Here is a 20,698-nt window from a genome sequence, read left to right on the forward strand (position 1 = left end):
TCCGGAACCCTGCCATGCGCGTAACCACCGATCTTTGGGTGTCGGCCCTGCTGCGCCGTGTTTTCGGCGCCGGCGGCTTTGCGGCCGTCGCCAAGCGCGGCGCCACCGAGGCCGGCGCTGTCTTCGTGCTGTCGCGCGGCCGGCTGGGCGAGGTCTCCCTGTTCGGCCCGGCGCCGCAGACCAGCTACGATTCGGCCAAACCGGATGACCGGTTTTTCACGCTGCTCGGCGCCGGCGACGATGCCGGCCCGTTTGACGCCAGGCTGGAGCGGGAAAAGAAATTCGATCCCGATATCTGGGTGGTCGAGATCGAGGCCGGCTCGGTTCCCGTCGAGGAGCTTCTCTCGGTCAAGATGCCTTGAGGCTGGCCTTCTTGCCGTCCTGCGCCTGGTCGGCATTCGCGGCGACGGGGGCGTTGCCGCGCACCGTTCGTGACAGTGTCTCGGCCTTCCAGCCGCGGAGCTTTTCGAGGGCCGCATCGTGGTGCAGCAGACGGTAGCGGTCGAGGAAGATGCGGATCGCCTGCGGGTGCGGGAACTCCCGGGGGGAGACCGCGACCGCGATCAGGAATGCCCTGTCCTCGCTGAGGTCGAGCGCCCGCAGGGCGGCGAGCAACGAGACGTAGCTCGACTGCTCGGTCAGCGCGCGCGCCGTCGAAAACTCGATGTCGAGCGCGTCGGCAAGCGCGGTCTGGAAGAAGGCGGCGTTGCCGGTCAGCGCCGTCTCGCGCAGCTTGCTATAGGTCGCTGAGCCGACGAAGGGATTGACCGAGGTCGCCTCGCCATCGGCGAGCATCATCGTGCGCAGCCGGCGCCTGGCGCTTTCGGCAGCGCTGCCGGGCAGTTTGGGTGGGCTGGGAGCGGCGGCAGCGGGTTCGGCGCTGTCGCCCGCCACTTCGGCGATAGGCTCGGGCTGCCGCACCCGCACCAGCGTCGGTTTCTCCAGCGCCTTGATCAGCTGCGCGATGGTCGGGTGCAGATCCTTGCGGCGAGCGATGGCGCGCGCATGCGGCAGGCCGTGGCGGCCGATCAAAGCGATCAGGTCGATATCGCTGAGTGCCCGCGAACGGACGAGCAAAGGAGCGCAGACATCGACCGGCTCCTCGCAAAGCCGCCGCACCAGGGCGGCCGGGGCATATTCGCATTCGGAAAGGGCGGCGGCGACATAGCGGCGCGATTCGACCGACACGCTGTCGAACAGCGGCAGCGTCAGATCCTCGAGCTGGGCGATCTCGCGGCGCGACGGGCGGGTCAGCGAGCAGAACGCCGACACGGCGGCGCGAAACAGCCTTTCGGCTTTCCCCGACTCCGTCCGTATAGCGATTTGCCTGAAATCCGAAGCTGACAAGGAAGATACGCCCGACACTCGACACAACCCGGACCATGCTCAACCGCAACTGTGTCGGTTTCGCGTGAGGCCGGGAACAAACATCAAATTAGCCGCGATCCGTTAGCGCTCCGTTAACCCTCTGCCTGCCTTAATCACATTTGGAGGCGTTGCGTTGTGCTCCGGGGCAACCGAGAGGAATACGCGAACCATGGGCATGGTACTGTCTTTTGTGCCACGGCGGGCACCAGTCAATCGAGCAGTTCAGGACACCGGTACACCGGCGGCGGTGATCATTTTCCCCGGCGTCCGCTATGAGCATCCGCCATTGGCGGGCGGAGCGCGGCCAGCCGGTTCGGACAAGCCAGACATACCACGGACGCCTGCTCCGCATCACTGAACGGCGTCGTCGGGCTGGAGATCAGTAGTCCTGCAGCTCGCAGGAACTCTGCTCCAGAAACTGTTCGACTATCGGCTTCCAGCTGTCGTCGGGCACGAAGGCACGGATGACGAAGATGCCTTCCTCGATCGGTGCTTCGACGAAGATAGCCCCTTGCAGGTCTTCCGGCAGCTCCCGGCGCACGTCGATCATCTGCGCCGGTGTCAGCACCACGGTGTCGAGCTTGTTGCCGGTCGCCGTGTGGTCGTTGAAGGAATAGAAATTGTAGCCGTTGCGGTCATAGACCGAGACCGACCAGAACGGCACGCTGCCCGGCGCCTTGATGCGCACTATCCCCTCGGCAAGGTCGAAGCGGCAGGCGGCAGCGTAAAACAGCGGATCGACCGACTTGACCACTGGCGCACCGCCGGCCTCGGCGTCGAGCCTGGTCATCTTGTAGAGGTCGGACGCCAGCGCCAGCCGTGACCAGGCGTCGCGCTCGGTAAACTCCGGCACCAGCAAAAGCACCACGATGTGGACGATGCCGGCGCCGAGCAGGCCGAGCAGTATGGCGTGCAGCAGCCTACGCATTGCAGCCAGCCTTGACGATGCGGGGCAGCGTCACGTCGGAAAGGCCGGTGCTCGAGGCGATCGGCGTGTCGTAGAAGGTGAGAACGAAATACATCCGGCCAAAGCCTTCGGTCAGAAGCCAGTTGCCGGGCGCCGCGCGATTTCCGACGGCAATGATCACCGAATTGTCGGGCTGGCGCAGCACCTGGTAGGATTGCAGCGCCGCCAGCCGCGGCTTGCCGGTGTCGACCACGCCGAGCGACTGATCGGCGGCATAAAGCGTCCAGAACCGGGCGGTGGGGAAACTGCCTTCGATCCTGTAGTCGCATTGCCGCTGAAGCTGATCACCGGCCGCATCGCGTTCGGCGATAAAAGACAGCCCCTCCGCCTTGCCGAGCGCCAGCACGCCCTCACGCGCCACGCGCGCCTTCGAATAGGGGTCGGCATTTTGGGTGCCGATCTCAGGGAAGGCGGTCCATTGGCCGATGCTGATCGCGCCGACGCCGCTCTGCGCCTGCAGCGCATACCAGACGCTGCCGCTGCCGAGGCCGATGGCTATGGCAAGCGAAAGCAGCGTGAGAAAGGCGGTCTTGAGCATGAAGAACCCGGACGCGAGAATTGTCGTTCGGGGATATAGCGGGGCAGGCCATAGGGCAAGCGGCCCAGTGGAATGGCGGATCAGAGCGCCGACAGGGTCTCCGGCGCCGATGGTGCGTAGAGCACGGGTGCTGCCTGGAACACCTTGGTCATCTCGCGCAGCGTCTGCGTCGTGCGGCTGGACAGCACGGGTGGGCGCTCGGAGGCGGCGTCGGCGGCCGCCTGGTCGGCGTTTTTCTTCTCCGCTTCCTCGGCCTTGGCCGCAATCTCTTCGTCGACGAAGGGCTTGTCGAGGCCGGGGATCGGCTTTAGGTCGATGTTCTGGTGCGCATAGACCATCAGCCGCTGCCACACCATCGCCGGCAGAGTGCCGCCGGTCATTTTGTTGGTCGGCGTGAAGTCGTCATTGCCAAGCCAGACGGCGGCCGTGTAGTTGCCGGTGAAACCGACGAACCAGGCATCGCGATAGGATTGCGTCGTGCCGGTCTTGCCGGCGACGACGATGTTGGGAAGCTGGGCGCGCCGTGCCGTGCCGATCACCGGTACCGCCGCCAGCATCGTGTTCATGTATTTCAGCGCCTGCTCCGACAGCACCCGGTGCGGCGGCGGCGCGTCCTTGGCCCAGTCATAGACGACATCGCCGGTGCGGGTGACGAGCTGGGTGATGCCGTGCCTCGAGCCGACGAGGCCGTCTTGCGCGAAGACGCTGTAGCCCGTCGCCTGGTCCATCACCGTCATGCCCGACGTGCCGAGCACCATGGTCTTGTGCCCTTCAAGCGGCGATTCCACGCCCATCGATTCGGCCATCGCCTTGATCGGCCCAATGCCGAGATGGTCCTTGGCCAGCCGCACCGGCACGGTGTTGATCGACTTGGCGATCGCCGTGATCAGCGTCACGTTGCCGGCCGAGCCGCCATTGTAGTTGTGCGGCGACCAGCCACCCCAACTGATTGCGCCTCCGGAGACGACCGAGTCCGGCGTGAAGCCGTGCTCCATCGCGGTCGCATAGACATAGGGCTTGAACGAAGAGCCGGTCTGGCGCAGCGCCTTGGTGGCGCGGTTGAACTGGCTGGCGCCATAGTCGCGGCCGCCGACGATGGCGCGCACCGCGCCATTGGTCTCGATCACCACCACCGCGCCCTCGGTGACGTTGTATTCCTTGCCGAACTGGCGGAGATGGAATTCCACCGATTCCTCCGCCGCCTTCTGGATGTTGGCGTCGAAGGTGGTGTGGGCGACCAGCGAATGCTGGCCGGGCTTGGCGATCTTCTTGACCTCGTCGAAGGCCCAGTCGAGGAAGTAATCCGGGCTTTTCTGCTCGCCGCGGTCGACGACGTCGGCCGGATGCAGCCTTGCCTGCAGCACCTGGCCCTCGGTCATGAAGCCGGAATCGACGAGGTTCGACAGCACCACATTGGCGCGGGCGCGGGCGGCGGGCAGGTTGATGTGCGGGGCGTATTTGGTCGGCGCCTTGAACAGGCCGGCCAGCATCGCCGCCTCGGCGAGGTTCAGGTCCTTGACGCTCTTGCCGAAATAGAAATCCGCCGCCGCCTCGATGCCGAACGTGCCGCCGCCCATATAGGCGCGGTCGAGATAGAGCTGCAGGATCTCCTTCTTTGACAGATTGGCCTCCAGCCATAGCGACAGGAAGGCTTCCTTGATCTTGCGCTGCAAGGTCCGCTCATTCGACAGGAACAGGTTCTTGGCCAGCTGCTGGGTGATGCTGGAGCCGCCCTGGACGACGGAATTGGCCCGCACATTCTCGAAGATGGCGCGCGACAGGCCGAGCACGTCGATGCCGTAGTGCTCGAAGAAGCGCCGGTCCTCGGTTGCCAGCACCGCCTTGATGACATGGTCCGGCATCTCGTCGACCGGCACGGAATCGCGCTGGATGATGCCGCGCTGGCCGATCTCGTTGCCGTAGCGGTCGAGGAAAGTGACGGCGAAATCGCCCTGGCTGCGCCAGTCGCCCGTGGTGATCTGGAAGGCCGGCATCGCCAGCGCCAGGAGCACCACGAAGCCGCCCGCGCCCATGGTGAAACCTTCGCTCAGCACTTCGATGATGCCGCGCCGCCAGCCGGTGACGCGAAAGCGTCGCGAAAAAATGGTTGCCGATTCCCAGAACTGGCCGGCCTTGAAGCGGATCTCGTAGAGCGAGGAATCGATCCACGCATCTACCGCCAGCAATGCCGCGGCGATCCGACCTCTTCTCTTGCGTGGTGTCGAGGAGTTGACCATTCCGAATTCCACCCCGGCGCAACCTGAGAACCCAAGCCGGCAATTTCAGGGCGCGCCTTGATAAGACTATTCGTCCATTTTCCCCTCGCTCACAAGGGCGGCGGCCGCACCATGAGGATTGTTGTTGGCACGTTGTGTGTGAAAACCGTTCCCGCGCTCGCTGTCACACATCTGTAGCGATATTTCCGAATGCGCGCCCGCCGACGCCTATCCAGGCAATCGCTTGCAGGGCAAGGTGCTGTTGAGCGCTTTCCGGGGCCGTTGCTGGCGGCTGGCGGTCGACCTTGGCTGCGGGCAAGGCTCGACTGGCCGGATGCTCCGCCGATCGGCGCTCGAGCGCTGCGTGGTTCTGGCCGCGTGAGCTTGCAGTCAAGAAGAAATAGGATGCCTTCATGCAAAGCCTGACGCCGATCCTCCCGACCATCACGGCCGCCTTTCTGGCGTCCTTCGTCGAAGTCGTCGAAGCCTTTACCATCGTGCTGGCGGTCGGCGTGACGCGCAGCTGGCGTCCGGCGCTGACCGGAGCGGCGCTGGCACTGGCGGTGCTGGCGGCACTGGTGTTGGCGTTCGGGTCGCTGCTGGCGCTTGTTCCCATCACCACGCTGCAATTCGTGGTCGGTGTCCTGCTGATCCTGTTCGGCATGCGCTGGCTGCGGAAGGCCATCCTGCGCAGCGTGGGCGTCATCGCTTTGCACGACGAGGATGCGGCCTTTTCCAAGGAAGCCGCGGCCCTTGGCCAGCAGGCCAATGACCGGCGCGCCGACTATCTGGCAGGGCTGGCGGCGTTCAAGGCGGTTCTGCTGGAAGGTGTCGAGGTGGTGTTTATCGTCATTGCGGTGGGCGCTGCCCACGGGCAGACACTCTATGCCAGCCTGGGTGCGCTCGCGGCGTTTGTGCTGGTGATGCTGATTGGCCTCGCCGTGCATCGCCCGCTGGCGCGTGTACCTGAAAATGCACTGAAATTCATCGTCGGGCTGATGCTGACCAGCTTCGGCATCTTCTGGACCGGTGAAGCCATAGGCGCCGATTGGCCGGGCGCCGATTTCGCTTTGCTGGGGATCTTCGCTGTCATCGCGCTCGCCTCCTTTGCCGTCGTCCGCTGGCTGCGTAGCGCCCATGTTGTACAGACCGGAGGGCTCGCCTGATGAATATCGTCCGTCTCATCATCAAGGAACTCGTCGGCATGTTCGTCGACGACGGCTATCTGGCCCTGCTGGCGCTGATCCTGATTGCCGCGATCACGGCGGCGGTAAAGCTGTTGGCGCTGCCGCCACTTCTGGGCGGCATCTTCCTGTTGACAGGCTGTCTTGCGACCCTCGTGCACAGCGTGCGTCGCGCCGCGTTGCGGCGATGATCAACAGGGCATAGCGAAGGGCAGGGAACCTGCCATGACGGCCGACTCAAGGGCGACATCACCGCAGTCTGGCACAAGGGCCGGCGCGTCGGCTTCGTCACCTCCGGTGGCTATGGCTACACGGTTCGTAAAAGCGTCGCGCTGGCGTTGGTCGACGACGATTTCGCCGGGGAGGGGACCGAGCTTTCGGTGCACATTGTCGGCGTCGAGCGTCCGGCGCGTGTCATTGCGGCTTCGCCCTACGACCCTGACGGCAAGGCTATGCGGCAATGAGGCAATGAGGAGTGGTGGCCATGGTCGATGACGTCGTAAGGGAGGCCAGGCGCGAGCGCCGGCGTGGACACACCGGTGAGGCCGGCAGCGGGTCGAGCCGCCACCCGAATTACCGTTCGCTCAAAAACCCGTTCCTGCCGCAGCCGGTGTTTTCGGACGATCGCGTCGCCGCCATCCACGACACGGCGCTGCGGGTGCTCGAAGAGCTTGGCATCAAGGTGCTGCTTCCCGAGGCGCGCGCGATCTACGCGAAAGCCGGTGCGCTGGTCGATGAGGACAGCCAGATGGTGCGCGTCGGCCGAGACATCGTCGCGGCCGCACTGGCCTCGGCGCCAAAGTCGATCCCGGCGCTGGCGGGCGATCGCAGCCGCGATCTGATGCTCGAACTCGGCTCCATGACCTTCCTCGCCGGCGCCGGCGCGCCTAACGTCACCGATCTCGAACGCGGCCGCCGGCCGGGAACGCTCGGCGCCTTCGAGGAATTGACCAAGCTCATCCAGCATTTCGACGTACTTCACATGCTTTGCCCCTGCATCGAGCCGCAGGATCTCGACAACCGTTTACGCCACTATGCCGTCAACCGCGCGCAGTTGACGCTGTCCGACAAGTTCCCCTTTGTCTTCGCTCGTGGAACGCCGCAGGTCGAGGATGGGTTTGAGATGATCCGGCTGGCGCGCGGGCTGTCAGAGGATGAATTCCGCGCTGGCGCCCATTGCTACACCATCATCAACGCCAATTCGCCGCGCCAGCTCGACATTCCGATGGCGCAAGGCATCATCGACTTCGCCCGCGCCGGGCAGGTCCTGGTCATCACGCCGTTCTGCCTGGCCGGGGTCATGGCGCCGATCACGGTCGCCGGCGCGCTGACGCTGCAGCATTCCGAGGCGCTGGCCGGTCTGGCACTGGCGCAGGTCGTACGTCCGGGCGCACCCGTGCTTTACGGTTCCTTCTCCTCCAATGTTGACATGAAGTCGGGCGCACCGGCATTCGGAACGCCCGAACACGTCAAGGCGACACTTGGGGCCGGCCAATTGGCGCGCTTCATCGGCCTTCCCTGGCGTTCGGGCGCCGGCAGTGCCGCCAACATTTCCGATGCGCAGGCAGCTCATGAGTCGCAGTTCGCCCTTTGGGGTTCGGTGCTTGCCGGCGCCACCGTCTGCATCCACGCCGCGGGCTGGCTGGAGGGTGGCCTGAGTGTCTCTTTCGAGAAGCTGATCACCGACATCGAGGCAGTGCAGTCGATTGCCGAGCTTTGCGCGTCAACTCCCGGCGACGACGATGCGATCGGTTTCGAGGCCATCGCCGAAGTGCAGCCAGGCGGGCATTTCTTCTCCGCCGGCCATACCATGGCGCGCTACCGTACCGCCTTCTACGAGCCGCTGGTTGCTGACTGGTCGAATTTCGGCAACTGGACGCAGTCCGGTTCGAAGTCGGCGACCGAGCGCGCCACCGGCATCTGGAAGCGGGCGTTGGCCGAGTTCCAGCCGCCGGCTTCGGCGGCTGCTACATCGGGTATTCTCGACGAGTTCATCGCCCGGCGCACCGAACAGGGCGGGGCAGCACCGGTCTCGTGAAGGGAGCGCAACCGGCAATGACGGTCTGCTGCGGCCGCCGGGATAATGACCGGGCGGTCCTGTTTTTCACGCTATATGCACGCGGCCCGGCTCACGGGCCGGCGTATCGCTCTCAGCGATCAGCGGAGCCCGCCGCTGACGCGCCGGGCTCCTCCTTTTTGTCGTCACCGATCACGCATGCGCGTGCGGGTGACGGAAGTCCCAGACTGCCCAGGCCGATGCGAGAACCACCAGCACGCCGAGAACCACGTGGGTCCCCATTGCGTTTGCGTTCGCCATGAAACCAAGCAGCCAGGGCGAGACGATCAGCCAGAGCCCGAGAACAAGATTCACCCACTCTTCCCACTCGGCGAATACGGAAAGCGTCGCGAAAGCCAGCGCACCGAGCACAACGCCAACAATCCAGGCGTTGTAGGCGGCAGTGGTTTCAGCGGCGAAGCCGATTATCCAGGGTGAGACGAACAGGCAAACGGCAAGGATCAGATTAATCAGATCCTGGCCACGTTTTCCTTCCATGAGTTTATTGGCCATGACAACCTCCACAGAGAAGCTTGACCAAAGCACTATGTGTCGCGTGCACCGCACGCTTAGTCGTTGATATAATTACGCTTCAAATGACCTTCAAGGACCTGCCCCAGGGCGGCCGGTGGCTGCGAATTCATAGCGCAGCACGCCGAACAGGGTCGAGGCAGCCCCGGCCTCTTGAGGGTCAGCGGCGCGCGCCTCACATCGGCCGCTTGTCGCCGGTCTTCGGCGGTTCGCGGCGGATCGTGCCGGCATCGGTCAGCCTGTGCTTGTCGGCGGCAATTCGGCGGATGCGATCGAAGCGGCTTTCCTCCGCCGGCTTGGTCGCGGGTACAGCATTTGGCTTCGGTGCGAACGTGATCATCTGTCGATCTCCTGTCGCTGACTGCTGACCGGCACGCCGGGAAATTGTCCCCGGCGGCCGTTGTTCTGGTCTGGCCCGCCCGGCTTGCCAGGCGGACACTTCAGCCGACGGTCAATAGCCGCCCATGCCGCCGCCACCACCCGCGGGCGTCGCATCCTTGGTCGGAACCTCGGTGATCATGGCTTCGGCGGTGATCAGAAGCGCTGCGATCGAGCCGGCATCCTGCAGAGCGGTGCGCACCACTTTCGCCGGGTCTACGATGCCCGCCTTGATCATGTCGACATAGACCTCGTTCTGGGCGTCAAAGCCCTGATTGTGATCCTTGCTGTCGGAGAGCTTGCCGACCACGATCGAGCCTTCGACACCGGAATTCTCGGCGATCTGGCGGATCGGCGCTTCGAGCGCGCGAAGCACGATCGAAATGCCCGCCGTCACATCGTCATTGGCGCCGGTCAGTCCGGCCAGCGCCGACCTGGCGCGCAGAAGCGCCACGCCGCCGCCGGGCACGATGCCTTCTTCGACCGCCGCGCGGGTCGCGTTCAGCGCGTCGTCGATGCGGTCTTTCTTTTCCTTCACTTCCGACTCGGTGACGCCGCCGACGCGGATGACGGCAACGCCGCCGGCAAGCTTGGCCAGCCGCTCCTGCAGCTTCTCTTTGTCATAGTCGGACGTCGTCTCCTCGATCTGGCCCTTGATCTGTGCGATCCGCGCCTGGATGGTGGCCTTGGTTCCGGCGCCGTCGATGATCGTGGTGGCGTCCTTCTCGATCAGCACGCGCTTGGCGCGGCCGAGCATCTCGATGGTGACGTTTTCGAGCTTGATGCCGAGATCTTCGGAAATCATCTGCCCCGATGTCAGCACCGCGATGTCTTCCAGCATCGCCTTGCGGCGGTCGCCGAAGCCTGGCGCCTTGACGGCCGCGACCTTGAGGCCGCCGCGCAGCTTGTTGACGACCAGCGTGGCCAGAGCCTCCCCTTCGACGTCTTCGGAGATGATCAGCAGCGGCCTGCCGCTCTGCACCACCGCTTCGAGGATCGGCAGCATCGCCTGCAGATTGCCGAGCTTCTTCTCGTGGATGAGGACGTAAGGCTCTTCCATCTCGACACGCATCTTGTCGGCATTGGTGACGAAATAGGGCGAGAGATAGCCGCGGTCGAACTGCATGCCTTCGACGACGTCGAGTTCAGTGTCCGCGGTCTTGGCCTCTTCGACGGTGATGACGCCGTCATTGCCGACCTTGTCCATCGCCTTGGCAATCATGGCGCCGACGGTGGCGTCGCCATTGGCGGCGATGGTGCCGACCTGGGCGATCTCGGCCGACGACTTGACCTTCTTGGCCTTCGCCTTGATGTCCTTGACCACGGCGGCGACAGCCTGGTCGATGCCGCGCTTAAGATCCATCGGGTTCATGCCGGCGGCAACCAGTTTGGCGCCTTCGCGCAGGATCGAGGCGGCCAGCAACGTGGCGGTGGTGGTGCCGTCACCGGCGAGGTCGTTGGTCTTCGAAGCCACTTCGCGCACCATCTGCGCGCCCATGTTCTCGAACTTGTCGGCAAGCTCGATTTCCTTGGCCACCGTGACGCCGTCCTTGGTGATGCGCGGCGCGCCATAGGCCTTGTCGATGATGACGTTGCGGCCCTTGGGCCCAAGCGTGACCTTCACCGCATCGGTGAGGATCTCGACGCCGCGCAGCATGCGGTCGCGCGCGTCGGTGGAGAATTTGATTTCCTTGGCAGACATTTTTTCAATCCCGTTCGTGTGGTGAAGCAAGCGGCTCGGCGGAGCCTGGCAAAAGCCAGGCCGGTCAGGCGGCTTTCTTGGCTTTGACGCTCTTCTCGGTAACGACCGTCTCGCTCTTGCCGATGACGACCGTCTCGCTCTTGTCGATGACGCCCATAATGCCCTGCACAGGCGGCCACGCCATTCTTATAGGCGCGTTGGCACTCGATAGATAGGAGTGCCAAAAATTATTCGCGGGCAACTCAAAATATTAAAAAGTATTATTTGGCATGCAAATTTCGAGATATCGCGCTCGGTTTAAATAATTCAAAAAATTGAATTTCCGCACCAAAGCGACTATTTATATGGAAAGTTTCATTTCGACGGTTTCAGGCACAAGGGAGATTTAAGCGATGGTCGACGGCAATCAGAGTATCATGGAAAAAGCTGAGGCCCGCTTCATGGACAAGCAGAAGAAGACGGCCGACCGCGACAAGGCCACCTCCGATTACATATCCGAGGCCAGAGCCAGGGAGATCAAGACCGCAAGGCTCAGGGGATTGCGCCTGGCCAAGGAAGAGGCCGACCGCGTCGAGGAAGCCCTGAACCCGACACCGAAGAAGAAGCGGGCGACAGTCAAGAGGGCCGCCGCCGCACCGAAGGGAGCCAAGTCATGAGCCTGACATTCCCCAATCCAAGCCGCAGCTATGACGAGGCCGGCAAGCGCATCCGCTTTGTCGGCCATGACGGCATGTTCCAGATCTCCTTCTCTGTCGCCGCCGATGCAATCTCGAAGGCGCCATCGGGGACGGCGACCGCGGAAGCCACCTATCTGGCCGCCTTCGATACGGCGTCCAGCTCCATCCATGACATTGCCAGCAAGGCCTATGCCCGCACCCGCAAGAGCATATATGTGCTCACCGCCGCGGATTTCGGCTAGCTCTTTCGCGCAATCAGGACGGCTGGGACCAGCCTGGATCAGGCTTTGCGGGTCCGCTTTTGCCCGCCGCTTGACGTCCCGGCTGTTCAGGCGGTCGGCCATCGCTTCGGTATCGCGTATTGTCATGCCCACCAAACAGGCCTCCTCATAACACCCTTCTTGAAACTCCCTGCATGCCAAATAGAAACCGGTCCGTGAAACGGCCATGCCGCCCGATTCGCAACTTGCGTCGGGCCGGTCGTCATCTGGCGAAACCGGTGCAACGCGGTTAGGTTGCGCGCGAAACTGGTGCGGCATGAGGTTTGTTCCAGAGGATGATACCGAAAGTGTGAGGCGGTTTTCGGACGACATCATGCTCTTAGGAGAGACAGGCGAACGGAGACAACGATGACGGCGCCCGGCGATTTGCTGCAAGCCTTGTTCATGAGATTGAAGAGCGACGCCTCGCTGACGGCGCTGCTCGGCGGCGCCGGGTTGCGCGAGCAGGCGGCCGACGGCGCTGCCTTCCCCTATGTCACTTATGGCCGGACCAGTGCGTTCGATCTGGACACCGGCGCCGACAATGATGCCGACCAGCTGATCACGTTGCATGTCTGGTCGAAGGCGCAAGGCGAGGCCGAGACGCGTCTGATCATGGACAGCATCCGGGCGCGCCTCGACGGCGCTGCATTCGCCACCGGCTCGCGCGAGCAGACCCGACTGTCCCTCGAGTTTGCCGAGGCGCGCTATGACGAGGACCTGGCGCTCCATCACGGGGTGCTGCGGATTCGCGCCCTCACGCAAAGCGCACCCTAGAGCGTTTCGCGGAAACGCCGAACCGATCTATCTCCTTGTTTGACGCAATTCCCAAGGGAAAGCGCTACGCGCATTTCCCGGGAAAACCGCTTCACACTTTTCCTGGAATTGCTCTAAATCTGCGCCTGGATCTCGGCCTTGTCGATCACCGACCACACCTCGCGGATGCCACCCTCTCCGAATTCGTAGAAAACATTCTCGGTGAACGTCACGCGCTTGCCGTTCACCGGCAGGCCGAACAGCATGCCCTTGGGATGACAGTCGAAATGCAGGCGTGCCGCCACGCGCGGTGGTTGGCAGACCAGCAGTTCGATATTGAAACTGAGATCGGGAATGGCCTCGAAATCGCCTTCGAGCATGCGGCGATAGCCTGACAGGCCGAGCATTTCGCCATTGTGCTGAACTTCATTGCCGACAAACATTCCGAGATTGGCCCAGTCCTGGGCATTCAGGCAGGCGATGTAGCCCCGGTAGAGGTCGGCAAGGTCACTATCCGTCATGGCGCACTCCGATGGCTTGGCGTTTCCTCGGCTAATTAGGGCGCCTCTGAGAATGGTCGCGCCTTGACCTGTTCCCAATCCACCTACGATTTGAAGCCCGTTCGCAAAAATCATAGCCGCGCAGCCGGTTTTCCGGCTATGAATCCCACGCCCGGTCTGAGGGGACAGGGGTAACATGATTGCATTCATTCGTTTCGCGCGCAGGGGGAATTGCGGCGATGGATTTCCGCCCGTTCAACGTTCATTTCACGTTCAGCACAGTTGCGTTACAACGCCGACCATGAAAACGCTTCGCTCTCTTTTCGGAACCGCGACACTGGCGCTTGCAGCGGCCGGAGTTTTGGCGTCGGTGCCGGCGGCCGCGGCAGATTGCTATGCGATCGGCCAGCAGGTTGCCGAGCAGTATGGCGGCACCCTGGCCAAGGCTTCGCAGTCGACCCGTGGCGGCCAGGAGGTCTGCGTCATCGTCGTGCTCGTTCCTGGCAAGGACGGTCAGCGCCCGCGCCGCTCCGAGATCGTCGTCCCGGCGAACTGATCCCATCTTCCCTCTCGCAGGGCTCGTTTCCCAGGCCGCCGGAATCGGCCTATATCTGAGACATCAACAGGCCTGACCGATCATGCGCGTACTCGTCGTCGAAGATGACAAGGATCTGAACCGGCAACTGGCCGACGCGCTGGTCGATGCCGGCTATGTCGTCGACCGCGCCTATGACGGCGAGGAGGGCCATTTCCTCGGCGACACCGAGCCTTACGACGCCGTCGTGCTCGACATCGGCCTTCCGCAGATGGATGGTATCAGTGTCGTCGAGCGCTGGCGCCGCAACAGCCGCAAGATGCCGGTGCTGATCCTGACCGCGCGCGACCGGTGGAGCGACAAGGTGTCGGGCATCGATGCAGGCGCCGACGACTACGTCACCAAGCCGTTCCACATCGAGGAGGTGCTGGCGCGGGTGAGGGCGCTGATCCGGCGCGCCGCCGGCCATGCCTCGTCCGAGCTCACCTGCGGGCCACTGCGCCTCGACACCAAGGCCTCCAAGGCTGATGTCGACGGCCAGCCGCTGAAGCTGACCTCGCATGAATTCCGCCTGCTTGCCTATCTCATGCACCATATGGGCGAGGTGGTGTCGCGCACCGAACTGGTCGAGCATCTCTACGACCAGGATTTCGACCGCGATTCCAACACCATCGAGGTGTTTGTCGGCCGGTTGCGCAAGAAGATGGGCATCGACATGATCGAAACCGTGCGCGGCATGGGCTATCGCATGCGTGAGCCGGAGGCGTAAGGCGGAACCGCTCCCCATACCAGCAAGGAAGCCTTTTTCGGCACGGCTCTGGCCGCGCTCGCTGGCTTTCCGCGTCATCGGCTTTTCCACGATCTGGGCGATCCTCACCCTGGTCGTCATCTTCACCCTGATCACCACGCTCTACCGCCAGGCCAGCGAGCGCGGCTTCGACAGCCTTTTGTCGGCGCATTTGTTCAACCTGATCGGCTCAGTCGGCGTTTCCGAATCGGGCCAGCTCACCGGCGCTCCCGACCTCGGTGACCTGCGCTTCTCGGAACCGAACTCGGGCTGGTACTGGTCGGTGGAGCCGGCGTCTGAAGGCGTGCATGGAAACCTTCATTCGTCCTCGATGACCACGACGATACCGTCGCCGACCGTCGCCGAGGTGCCTTTCAATTCCAGTTTCCAGCGCAGCTATTCCACCGACGGCATCGGTGACGAGGAACTGCAGGTGTTCGAAAGCGAGTTCGTCCTCGACGCCAAGAACCGCGCCGCGCGCTTCCGCGTCATGGGCAACAAGACGGAGCTCGAGCAGGAGATCGCCACCTTCCAGGGCCGCCTGCTGACCTATCTTAGCCTGTTCGGCGTCGGCATGATCGCCATCAATGCGATCGCCATCCTGCTCGGCCTGCAGCCTTTGCGCCGGGTCCGCAACGCGCTTGCTTTGGTGCGCGAAGGTACGGCGCAGCGGCTCGACGGCCAGTTCCCCGCCGAGATCGAGCCGTTGGCCAACGAGACCAACGCACTGATCGAAAACAACAAGCGCATCGTCGAGCGCTCGCGCACGCAGGTCGGCAACCTTGCCCATTCGCTGAAGACGCCGCTGGCGGTGCTGATTAATGAGGGGCGGGCACTGGGCGGCCTCAAGGGCCAGCTCATCGCCGACCAGGCCGCCTCGATGCAGAAGCAGGTCGATCATTATCTGCAGCGGGCCCGGGTCGCGGCGCAGCGCGACAGCGTCGTCTACCGCACCCCCGTGACGCCCCTTGTGCAGCGCATGGTGCGCGTGCTGCAGAAACTCAAGCCTGATGTCAGCCTGTCGCTTACGCTGCCGGCGGCCGACATCGTCTTTGCCGGCGAGCGCGAGGATCTGGAGGAACTACTCGGCAATCTGCTGGACAATGCCATGAAATGGGCAAGGAGCACTGTTGCCGTGTCCGTCATGCCGGCTGGAAAGGACGCCTCCAGGCTGTTCGAGATCGCTATCGAAGATGACGGTCCCGGCATTCCCGAGGACAAGGCCCGCGATGCCTTGAAACGCGGACGGCGCCTTGACGAGACAAAGCCGGGGACCGGTCTCGGACTTGCCATTGTCGCCGACCTCGTCAACGAGTATGGCGGCGCTCTGGCGCTGGAGCGTTCCGCCATGGGCGGGCTGAAGGCGATAGTCCGGTTGCGGAGCCTCCAGTGATGCTTTTTCCACGGCCAATCGACATGGCTGGGTGCCTGTGTTATGGCGGCCCGGCGATTGCTCAAAAAGCCGTCGGAAACGCCAAATTTCCGACAAATATCAATAGTATGGCTTGTAGATATCCCTGATGACGCGGGCCCCCGGCGCATCCCGTTCAAGAAAACTGGTTGTAGGCATGAAGATTCGCGTTGCGCTCGTTTCCGCACTGCTCGCTCTTTCCGGCTGCGGAACGCTGAGCAAAGGCGGCGGCCCGGATATTTCCATCACCAACCCGCCCGCGTCGCCTCCTTCAGGGGCCAAAGTCGCGACGACGATCATTTCGGCCATGGCCGGCGGGCTCGTCGGTGGCTCCATCGGCAGTGGCCTCAACGAGACCGAGAAGCGCAAGGCGCTCGAGGCGGAATACAAGGCGCTCGAATACACCGCGAGCGGCCAGAAGGTGACGTGGAAGAGCGACAGTTCGGCCCATTCCGGCGAAGTCGTCGCGGCCCAGCCCTATCGCGTCGGTTCGCAGGATTGCCGCCAGTATACCCATACGGTGTTTACCGGCACGGCCGGCCAGACCGCGCGTGGCACCGCATGTCGCAACGCCGACGGCAGCTGGACGCCGCTGACCTGACAACCCGGTCCGGCGGATCGGAACCGGGCCTTGCCTTGATCGGGACTTGATGTCCCGTCAAAGCGTCGCAGCATGCCCGTGTTGGCAGGGCAGGGCACTCGTTCTATTGGAAGAACCATGCTGTTCTGGGTCATAGCCGCAATCCTCACGCTGGGCGCAAGCCTGGCGGTGCTGCTGCCGCTGACAGGCGGTGGCAAGGGCGCTTCAACCAGCAGCGAGCACGATCTCGAAGTCTATCGCGACCAGTTGGCCGAGCTCGAGCGTGACGCCGCGCGCGGCCTGATCCAGCCGGCGGAAGCCGAGGAAGCGCGTGCCGAAATCGCCCGCCGCATCCTTCGCCTGGGGGATGTTGGTCCGGCCCATGCACCCGGCATGCGGCAGCCGTCGAGGGCGGCCAGGCTGGTGGCGACGGGAGCGGTGTTGCTAGTCCCGCTGCTCAGCTGGAGCCTGTACAGCCAGCTGGGCTCGCCGGATCTGCCGTCGCAGCCCCTTGCCGAACGGCTGGCCAAGAATCCGGCCGATAGCTCAGTGGATGAGTTGGTGGCACGCGCCGAGGCTCATCTTGCGGCCAATCCCAGCGATGGACGTGGCTGGGACGTGCTGGCCCCGATCTATCTGCGCCTGCAGCGTTTTTCCGATGCCGTGACCGCCTATCGCAACGCCATCCGCCTCGACGGCGACACCGCTGCCCGCGAGGCCGGGCTCGGCGAGGCGATCGCCAATGCGGCCGGCGGTATTGTCTCGGCCGATGCCCAAGCCGCTTTCGAGCAGGCGTTGAAGCTCGATCCGGCAAACCCGAAAGCGTCCTTCTACCTGGCCATGGCGCTGGCGCAGGAAGGCCGTCTGGCAGAAGCATCCGCTGCCTGGCAGAAGATGCTCGGGCTCCTGCCGCCGGACTCACCCTGGCGCGGTGCCGTCCAGCAGGCGCTGGCCGAGGCCGCCAGCCGCAATGTTGCGTTAGGAGAACCCGCGAAAGGCCCCGATGCGGCAGCCGTCGATGCCGCTTCGTCGATGGCGCCGCAGGACAGGCAGGCCATGATCGACACCATGGTCGCTGGTCTTGACGAAAAACTGCGGCAAAATCCGCGCGACACGGAAGGATGGATGCGGCTCATTCGTTCCTATGTGGTGCTGGGCAAGGCCGACCAGGCGCGCGACGCGCTGCATCGCGGTATTGCCGTTTTCGGCGCCGACAGTGACGAAGCGAAGAAATTCACCGCCTTTGCCGCCTCGCTCGGCCTGACGGCGACGGAGTAGGACATGACGCGCAAGCAGAAGCGATTGTCGGTGATTGTCGGAGGGCTGGCCTTCCTCGGCGCCGCCACCGGACTGACCTTCTATGCGCTCGGCCAGAAGGCCTCCTATTTCTACATGCCTGCCGATCTGACCACCGCCAGCCTGGAGCCGGGTCAGCGCATCAGGCTCGGCGGCCTCGTCGAAGAGGGCACGGTCGTGCGCGGGCAGGGCGCAACCGTTGCGTTCTCGGTGACCGACACGCACAAATCGGTCAAGGTCACCTACACCGGCATCCTGCCCGACCTGTTCCGCGAGGAGCAGGGCGTCATCACCGAGGGTTCTTTCGGCACCGACGGCGTCTTTGTCGCCGACAGCGTGCTGGCCAAGCATGACGAACGCTACATGCCCAAGGAAGTGGCCGACGGGCTGAAGGCCAAGGGCGTCTGGCAGGAAAGCACGAACTGATAATGGTAGAGACCGGACATTTCGCGCTCGTCCTCGCCTTCGCACTGTCGCTGGTGCAGATGCTCGTGCCGCTCATCGGCGCCCGCACCGGCAACCAGCGGCTGATGGCCGTCGGCGGGCCTGTCACAGTTACCGGCTTCGCGCTGACCGCGCTGTCCTTCGCCGCACTTGCCGGCGCCTATGCAAGCTCCGATTTCTCGGTGGCGAGCGTGTGGGAAAACTCGCATTCGCTGCAGCCGCTGATCTACAAGATCACCGGAACCTGGGGCAATCACGAAGGCTCGATGCTGCTGTGGGTGCTGATCCTGACCTTCTTCGGCGCGCTCGTCGCCGTCTTCGGCTCCAACCTTCCGACGACGCTGCGCGCCAATGTTCTGGCCGTGCAAGGGGCGATCGGCGCCACCTTCTTCCTGTTCATCCTGGCGACGTCCAATCCGTTCATCCGGCTCAATCCGGCGCCGATCGAGGGTCGTGACCTCAACCCGGTCCTGCAGGATCTCGGCCTCGCCATCCACCCACCGCTGCTCTATCTCGGCTATGTCGGCTTCTCCATCTGCTTTTCCTTCTCGGTGGCGGCGCTGATCGAAGGCCGCATCGATGCGTCCTGGGCGCGCTGGGTGCGGCCATGGACGCTGGTCGCCTGGATGTTTTTGACCGGCGGCATCGCCATGGGCTCATACTGGGCCTATTACGAGCTCGGCTGGGGCGGCTTCTGGTTCTGGGACCCGGTCGAGAACGCCTCCTTCATGCCGTGGCTGGCGGGCACCGCGCTGCTGCATTCGGCCATCGTCATGGAAAAGCGGTCGGCGCTGAAGATCTGGACGCTGCTGCTTGCCATTTTGACCTTCTCGCTGTCGCTGCTCGGCACCTTCCTGGTGCGCTCCGGCGTCTTGACCTCGGTGCATGCCTTCGCCACCGATCCGACGCGCGGCATCTTCATCCTGTGCATATTGACGCTGTTCATCGGCGGCTCGCTGGCACTGTTTGCGCTGCGCGCCTCAAGGCTGACCGCTGGCGGCCTGTTCCACCCGATCTCGCGCGAAGGCGCGCTGGTGCTCAACAACCTGTTCCTGACCACTGCGACCGCCACCGTGCTGGTCGGTACGCTCTATCCGCTGGCGGTCGAGGCGCTTTCGGCCGGCAAGATCTCGGTCGGCGCACCGTTCTTCAACCTGACATTCGGTCCGCTGATGCTGCCGCTGCTGGTCCTGGTTCCGTTCGGGCCGCTGCTCGCCTGGAAGCGCGGCGACCTCTATGCCGCCGCCCAGCGCCTCATGGCGGCCTTTGCTGTCGCCCTCTCGGCGATACTGGTCACCGGCTTGTTCATCGACGGCGCCTCGGTGTTCGCGGCCGTCGGCGTCGGCCTCGCCTGCTGGCTGGTCTGCGGCGCGCTCACCGACCTTGCCGTCAAATCCGGCTTTGGCAATGTGTCGCCGGCCATCATGCTGCGCCGTTTCGCCGGCCTGCCGCGTTCGGTGTTCGGCACGGCACTTGCCCATCTCGGTCTTGGGCTGACGACGCTCGGCATTGTCGGCACGCTGTGCTTCGGCACCGAAAAAATCCTGTCGATGCATGCCGGTGAGAGCGTCGAACTGTCCGGCCACACGCTTCGCTTCGAAGGGCTCTATCCCGCGCAAGGCCCGAACTATAGCGAAGATCGCGGCCGCTTTTCCCTGATCGGGGCTGATGGCGGTGTTTCGGCTGAGATCACCTCGGCCAAGCGCTTCTTTCCGGTGCGGCAGACGACGACGACAGAATCCGGCATCGAGACGATCGGGTTCAGCCAGCTCTATCTGTCGCTGGGCGACGAGGGCACCGACGGTTCGGTCGTCGTGCGCCTGTGGTGGAAGCCGCTGGTGACGCTGATCTGGGGCGGTGCTCTCGTGATGATGGCGGGCGCGGCAATGTCAATGTTCGACCGCCGCCTGCGTGTCGGCGCGCCGTCGCGCCGCCGCAAGCAGGCTTCAGCCATGCCGTCGGCAGGTGTGCCGTGAGCACCAGGTTCTCGCTGGTTTCGTTGATCCTGTTGCTGGCACTTTTGTTTGCCGGCGCCGCCCAGGCAGTCAAGCCGGACGAGGTTCTCGCTGACCCGGCACTTGAGGCGAGGGCGCGGAGCCTGTCGGAGGGCCTGCGTTGCATGGTCTGCCAGAACCAGTCCATCGACGAATCCGACGCCGACCTTGCCCGCGACCTGCGAATCCTGGTGCGCCAGCGCCTGGTTGCCGGCGATACCGACCAGCAGGTGATGGACTATATCGTGTCGCGCTACGGCGAGTTCGTGCTGCTGAAGCCGCGCTTCAGCCCGCGCAACGCCTTGCTGTGGGGCACGCCGGTGCTTCTGCTTCTGATCGGCGGCATTTTCATTGTGCTCACCACGCGCTCCCGCCGCTCGCTTGCAACCAAGGCGCTGAGCGCCGAGGAACAGGCGGCGCTGGACACCATCCTGCGGCGCGACTGAAGCCCAACATTACAAAACTTTCATGAACCGGAAATGGCGCCGTAATGTGCGCCGCTCTATTCCTCTTCTCCG

24 protein-coding genes are annotated in these 20,698 nt (G+C 63.9%); 16 read left to right on the forward strand and 8 right to left on the reverse strand.

Translation table 11 applies throughout. The features are described from left to right. Positions 1–14: 14 nt before the first annotated feature. The gene (locus ACWTU9_RS14510) at positions 15–362 is read left to right on the forward strand and encodes a DUF1491 family protein (protein ID WP_455858862.1); all 348 of its coding nucleotides are present in this window, start codon (positions 15–17) and stop codon (positions 360–362) included. Here the strand turns inward: ACWTU9_RS14510 and ACWTU9_RS14515 are convergent. From ACWTU9_RS14515 to ACWTU9_RS14530, 4 genes are all read right to left on the reverse strand, one after another. Then, complete coding sequence (locus tag ACWTU9_RS14515; RefSeq protein ID WP_455858863.1) at positions 349–1,347, reverse strand: hypothetical protein; 999 nt, start codon at positions 1,345–1,347, stop codon at positions 349–351. The genes ACWTU9_RS14510 and ACWTU9_RS14515 overlap by 14 nt on opposite strands. A gap of 400 nt (positions 1,348–1,747) precedes the next feature. Beyond that, the gene (locus ACWTU9_RS14520; protein WP_455858864.1) at positions 1,748–2,296 is read right to left on the reverse strand and encodes a DUF1254 domain-containing protein; all 549 of its coding nucleotides are present in this window, start codon (positions 2,294–2,296) and stop codon (positions 1,748–1,750) included. Beyond that, entirely contained in the window at positions 2,289–2,873 is a 585-nt protein-coding gene (locus ACWTU9_RS14525) for a DUF1214 domain-containing protein (protein ID WP_455858865.1), read from the reverse strand. The genes ACWTU9_RS14520 and ACWTU9_RS14525 overlap by 8 nt, the downstream gene beginning before the upstream one ends. An 80-nt stretch (positions 2,874–2,953) precedes the next feature. Then, complete coding sequence (locus tag ACWTU9_RS14530) at positions 2,954–5,110, reverse strand: transglycosylase domain-containing protein (protein WP_455858866.1); 2,157 nt, start codon at positions 5,108–5,110, stop codon at positions 2,954–2,956. A 392-nt stretch (positions 5,111–5,502) separates the two neighbouring features. Here ACWTU9_RS14530 and ACWTU9_RS14535 point away from each other — a divergent pair, with 392 nt between their 5' ends. The 4 genes from ACWTU9_RS14535 to ACWTU9_RS14550 are packed head-to-tail and all read left to right on the forward strand — an operon-like array spanning position 5,503 to position 8,311. Further along, positions 5,503–6,255, forward strand: coding sequence for a COG4280 domain-containing protein (locus ACWTU9_RS14535; RefSeq protein WP_455858867.1), 753 nt, complete (start codon positions 5,503–5,505; stop codon positions 6,253–6,255). Beyond that, a complete protein-coding gene (locus ACWTU9_RS14540) occupies positions 6,255–6,464 on the forward strand; it encodes a hypothetical protein (protein WP_455858868.1) in 210 nt (69 codons plus the stop codon). Before ACWTU9_RS14535 ends, ACWTU9_RS14540 begins: the two co-directional genes overlap by 1 nt. A 57-nt stretch (positions 6,465–6,521) precedes the next feature. Further along, on the forward strand, positions 6,522–6,737 hold the full coding sequence (locus ACWTU9_RS14545) for a glycine cleavage T C-terminal barrel domain-containing protein (protein WP_455858914.1): 216 nt from the start codon (positions 6,522–6,524) through the stop codon (positions 6,735–6,737). 20 nt (positions 6,738–6,757) lie between these two features. After that, a complete protein-coding gene (locus ACWTU9_RS14550) occupies positions 6,758–8,311 on the forward strand; it encodes a trimethylamine methyltransferase family protein (protein WP_455858869.1) in 1,554 nt (517 codons plus the stop codon). Positions 8,312–8,482: 171 nt separating this feature from the next. On the opposite strand, the gene ACWTU9_RS14555 is transcribed toward ACWTU9_RS14550, so the two are convergent. From ACWTU9_RS14555 to groL, 3 genes are all read right to left on the reverse strand, one after another. Beyond that, a complete protein-coding gene (locus ACWTU9_RS14555) occupies positions 8,483–8,842 on the reverse strand; it encodes an SPW repeat protein (RefSeq protein WP_454573914.1) in 360 nt (119 codons plus the stop codon). A 193-nt stretch (positions 8,843–9,035) separates the two neighbouring features. Then, positions 9,036–9,200 (reverse strand): hypothetical protein, encoded by a 165-nt coding sequence (locus ACWTU9_RS14560; RefSeq protein WP_455858870.1) that lies wholly within the window; start codon positions 9,198–9,200, stop codon positions 9,036–9,038. 111 nt (positions 9,201–9,311) lie between these two features. Beyond that, positions 9,312–10,940, reverse strand: a complete 1,629-nt coding sequence (gene groL, locus ACWTU9_RS14565) for a chaperonin GroEL (RefSeq protein ID WP_455858871.1) — start codon at positions 10,938–10,940, stop codon at positions 9,312–9,314. A 392-nt stretch (positions 10,941–11,332) separates the two neighbouring features. On the opposite strand from groL, the gene ACWTU9_RS14570 reads away from it, so the two are divergent. The 3 genes from ACWTU9_RS14570 to ACWTU9_RS14580 all read left to right on the forward strand — a co-directional run bounded on the left by ACWTU9_RS14570 (position 11,333) and on the right by ACWTU9_RS14580 (position 12,654). Continuing rightward, positions 11,333–11,596, forward strand: coding sequence for a hypothetical protein (locus tag ACWTU9_RS14570; RefSeq protein WP_455858872.1), 264 nt, complete (start codon positions 11,333–11,335; stop codon positions 11,594–11,596). Continuing rightward, the gene (locus ACWTU9_RS14575; protein WP_454586533.1) at positions 11,593–11,859 is read left to right on the forward strand and encodes a DUF1488 domain-containing protein; all 267 of its coding nucleotides are present in this window, start codon (positions 11,593–11,595) and stop codon (positions 11,857–11,859) included. Before ACWTU9_RS14570 ends, ACWTU9_RS14575 begins: the two co-directional genes overlap by 4 nt. 387 nt (positions 11,860–12,246) lie before the next feature. Beyond that, entirely contained in the window at positions 12,247–12,654 is a 408-nt protein-coding gene (locus tag ACWTU9_RS14580; RefSeq protein ID WP_454573919.1) for a DUF3168 domain-containing protein, read from the forward strand. Between the two features lie 113 nt (positions 12,655–12,767). Here the strand turns inward: ACWTU9_RS14580 and ACWTU9_RS14585 are convergent, their stop codons facing one another. Then, complete coding sequence (locus ACWTU9_RS14585) at positions 12,768–13,154, reverse strand: ester cyclase (RefSeq protein ID WP_455858873.1); 387 nt, start codon at positions 13,152–13,154, stop codon at positions 12,768–12,770. Positions 13,155–13,434: 280 nt separating this feature from the next. Between ACWTU9_RS14585 and ACWTU9_RS14590 the strand changes: the two genes are divergently transcribed. From ACWTU9_RS14590 to ACWTU9_RS14625, 8 genes are all read left to right on the forward strand, one after another. Continuing rightward, positions 13,435–13,689: a hypothetical protein gene (locus tag ACWTU9_RS14590; protein WP_454573921.1), complete on the forward strand. Its 255-nt coding sequence runs from the start codon at positions 13,435–13,437 to the stop codon at positions 13,687–13,689. 82 nt (positions 13,690–13,771) lie between these two features. Continuing rightward, entirely contained in the window at positions 13,772–14,437 is a 666-nt protein-coding gene (locus ACWTU9_RS14595; protein ID WP_454573922.1) for a response regulator transcription factor, read from the forward strand. After that, entirely contained in the window at positions 14,421–15,848 is a 1,428-nt protein-coding gene (locus ACWTU9_RS14600) for an ATP-binding protein (RefSeq protein ID WP_455858874.1), read from the forward strand. The genes ACWTU9_RS14595 and ACWTU9_RS14600 overlap by 17 nt, the downstream gene beginning before the upstream one ends. 175 nt (positions 15,849–16,023) lie before the next feature. After that, the gene (locus ACWTU9_RS14605) at positions 16,024–16,467 is read left to right on the forward strand and encodes a hypothetical protein (RefSeq protein WP_455858915.1); all 444 of its coding nucleotides are present in this window, start codon (positions 16,024–16,026) and stop codon (positions 16,465–16,467) included. Positions 16,468–16,584: 117 nt separating this feature from the next. Then, complete coding sequence (gene ccmI / locus ACWTU9_RS14610; protein WP_455858875.1) at positions 16,585–17,724, forward strand: c-type cytochrome biogenesis protein CcmI; 1,140 nt, start codon at positions 16,585–16,587, stop codon at positions 17,722–17,724. A 3-nt stretch (positions 17,725–17,727) separates the two neighbouring features. After that, positions 17,728–18,168 (forward strand): cytochrome c maturation protein CcmE, encoded by a 441-nt coding sequence (gene ccmE, locus ACWTU9_RS14615; RefSeq protein WP_455858876.1) that lies wholly within the window; start codon positions 17,728–17,730, stop codon positions 18,166–18,168. A 2-nt stretch (positions 18,169–18,170) separates the two neighbouring features. Then, entirely contained in the window at positions 18,171–20,162 is a 1,992-nt protein-coding gene (locus ACWTU9_RS14620) for a heme lyase CcmF/NrfE family subunit (RefSeq protein ID WP_455858877.1), read from the forward strand. Next, entirely contained in the window at positions 20,159–20,626 is a 468-nt protein-coding gene (locus tag ACWTU9_RS14625; RefSeq protein WP_455858878.1) for a cytochrome c-type biogenesis protein, read from the forward strand. The genes ACWTU9_RS14620 and ACWTU9_RS14625 overlap by 4 nt, the downstream gene beginning before the upstream one ends. The last annotated feature ends 72 nt before the right edge of the window (positions 20,627–20,698 follow it).

Source organism: Mesorhizobium sp. 128a (assembly GCF_053848025.1).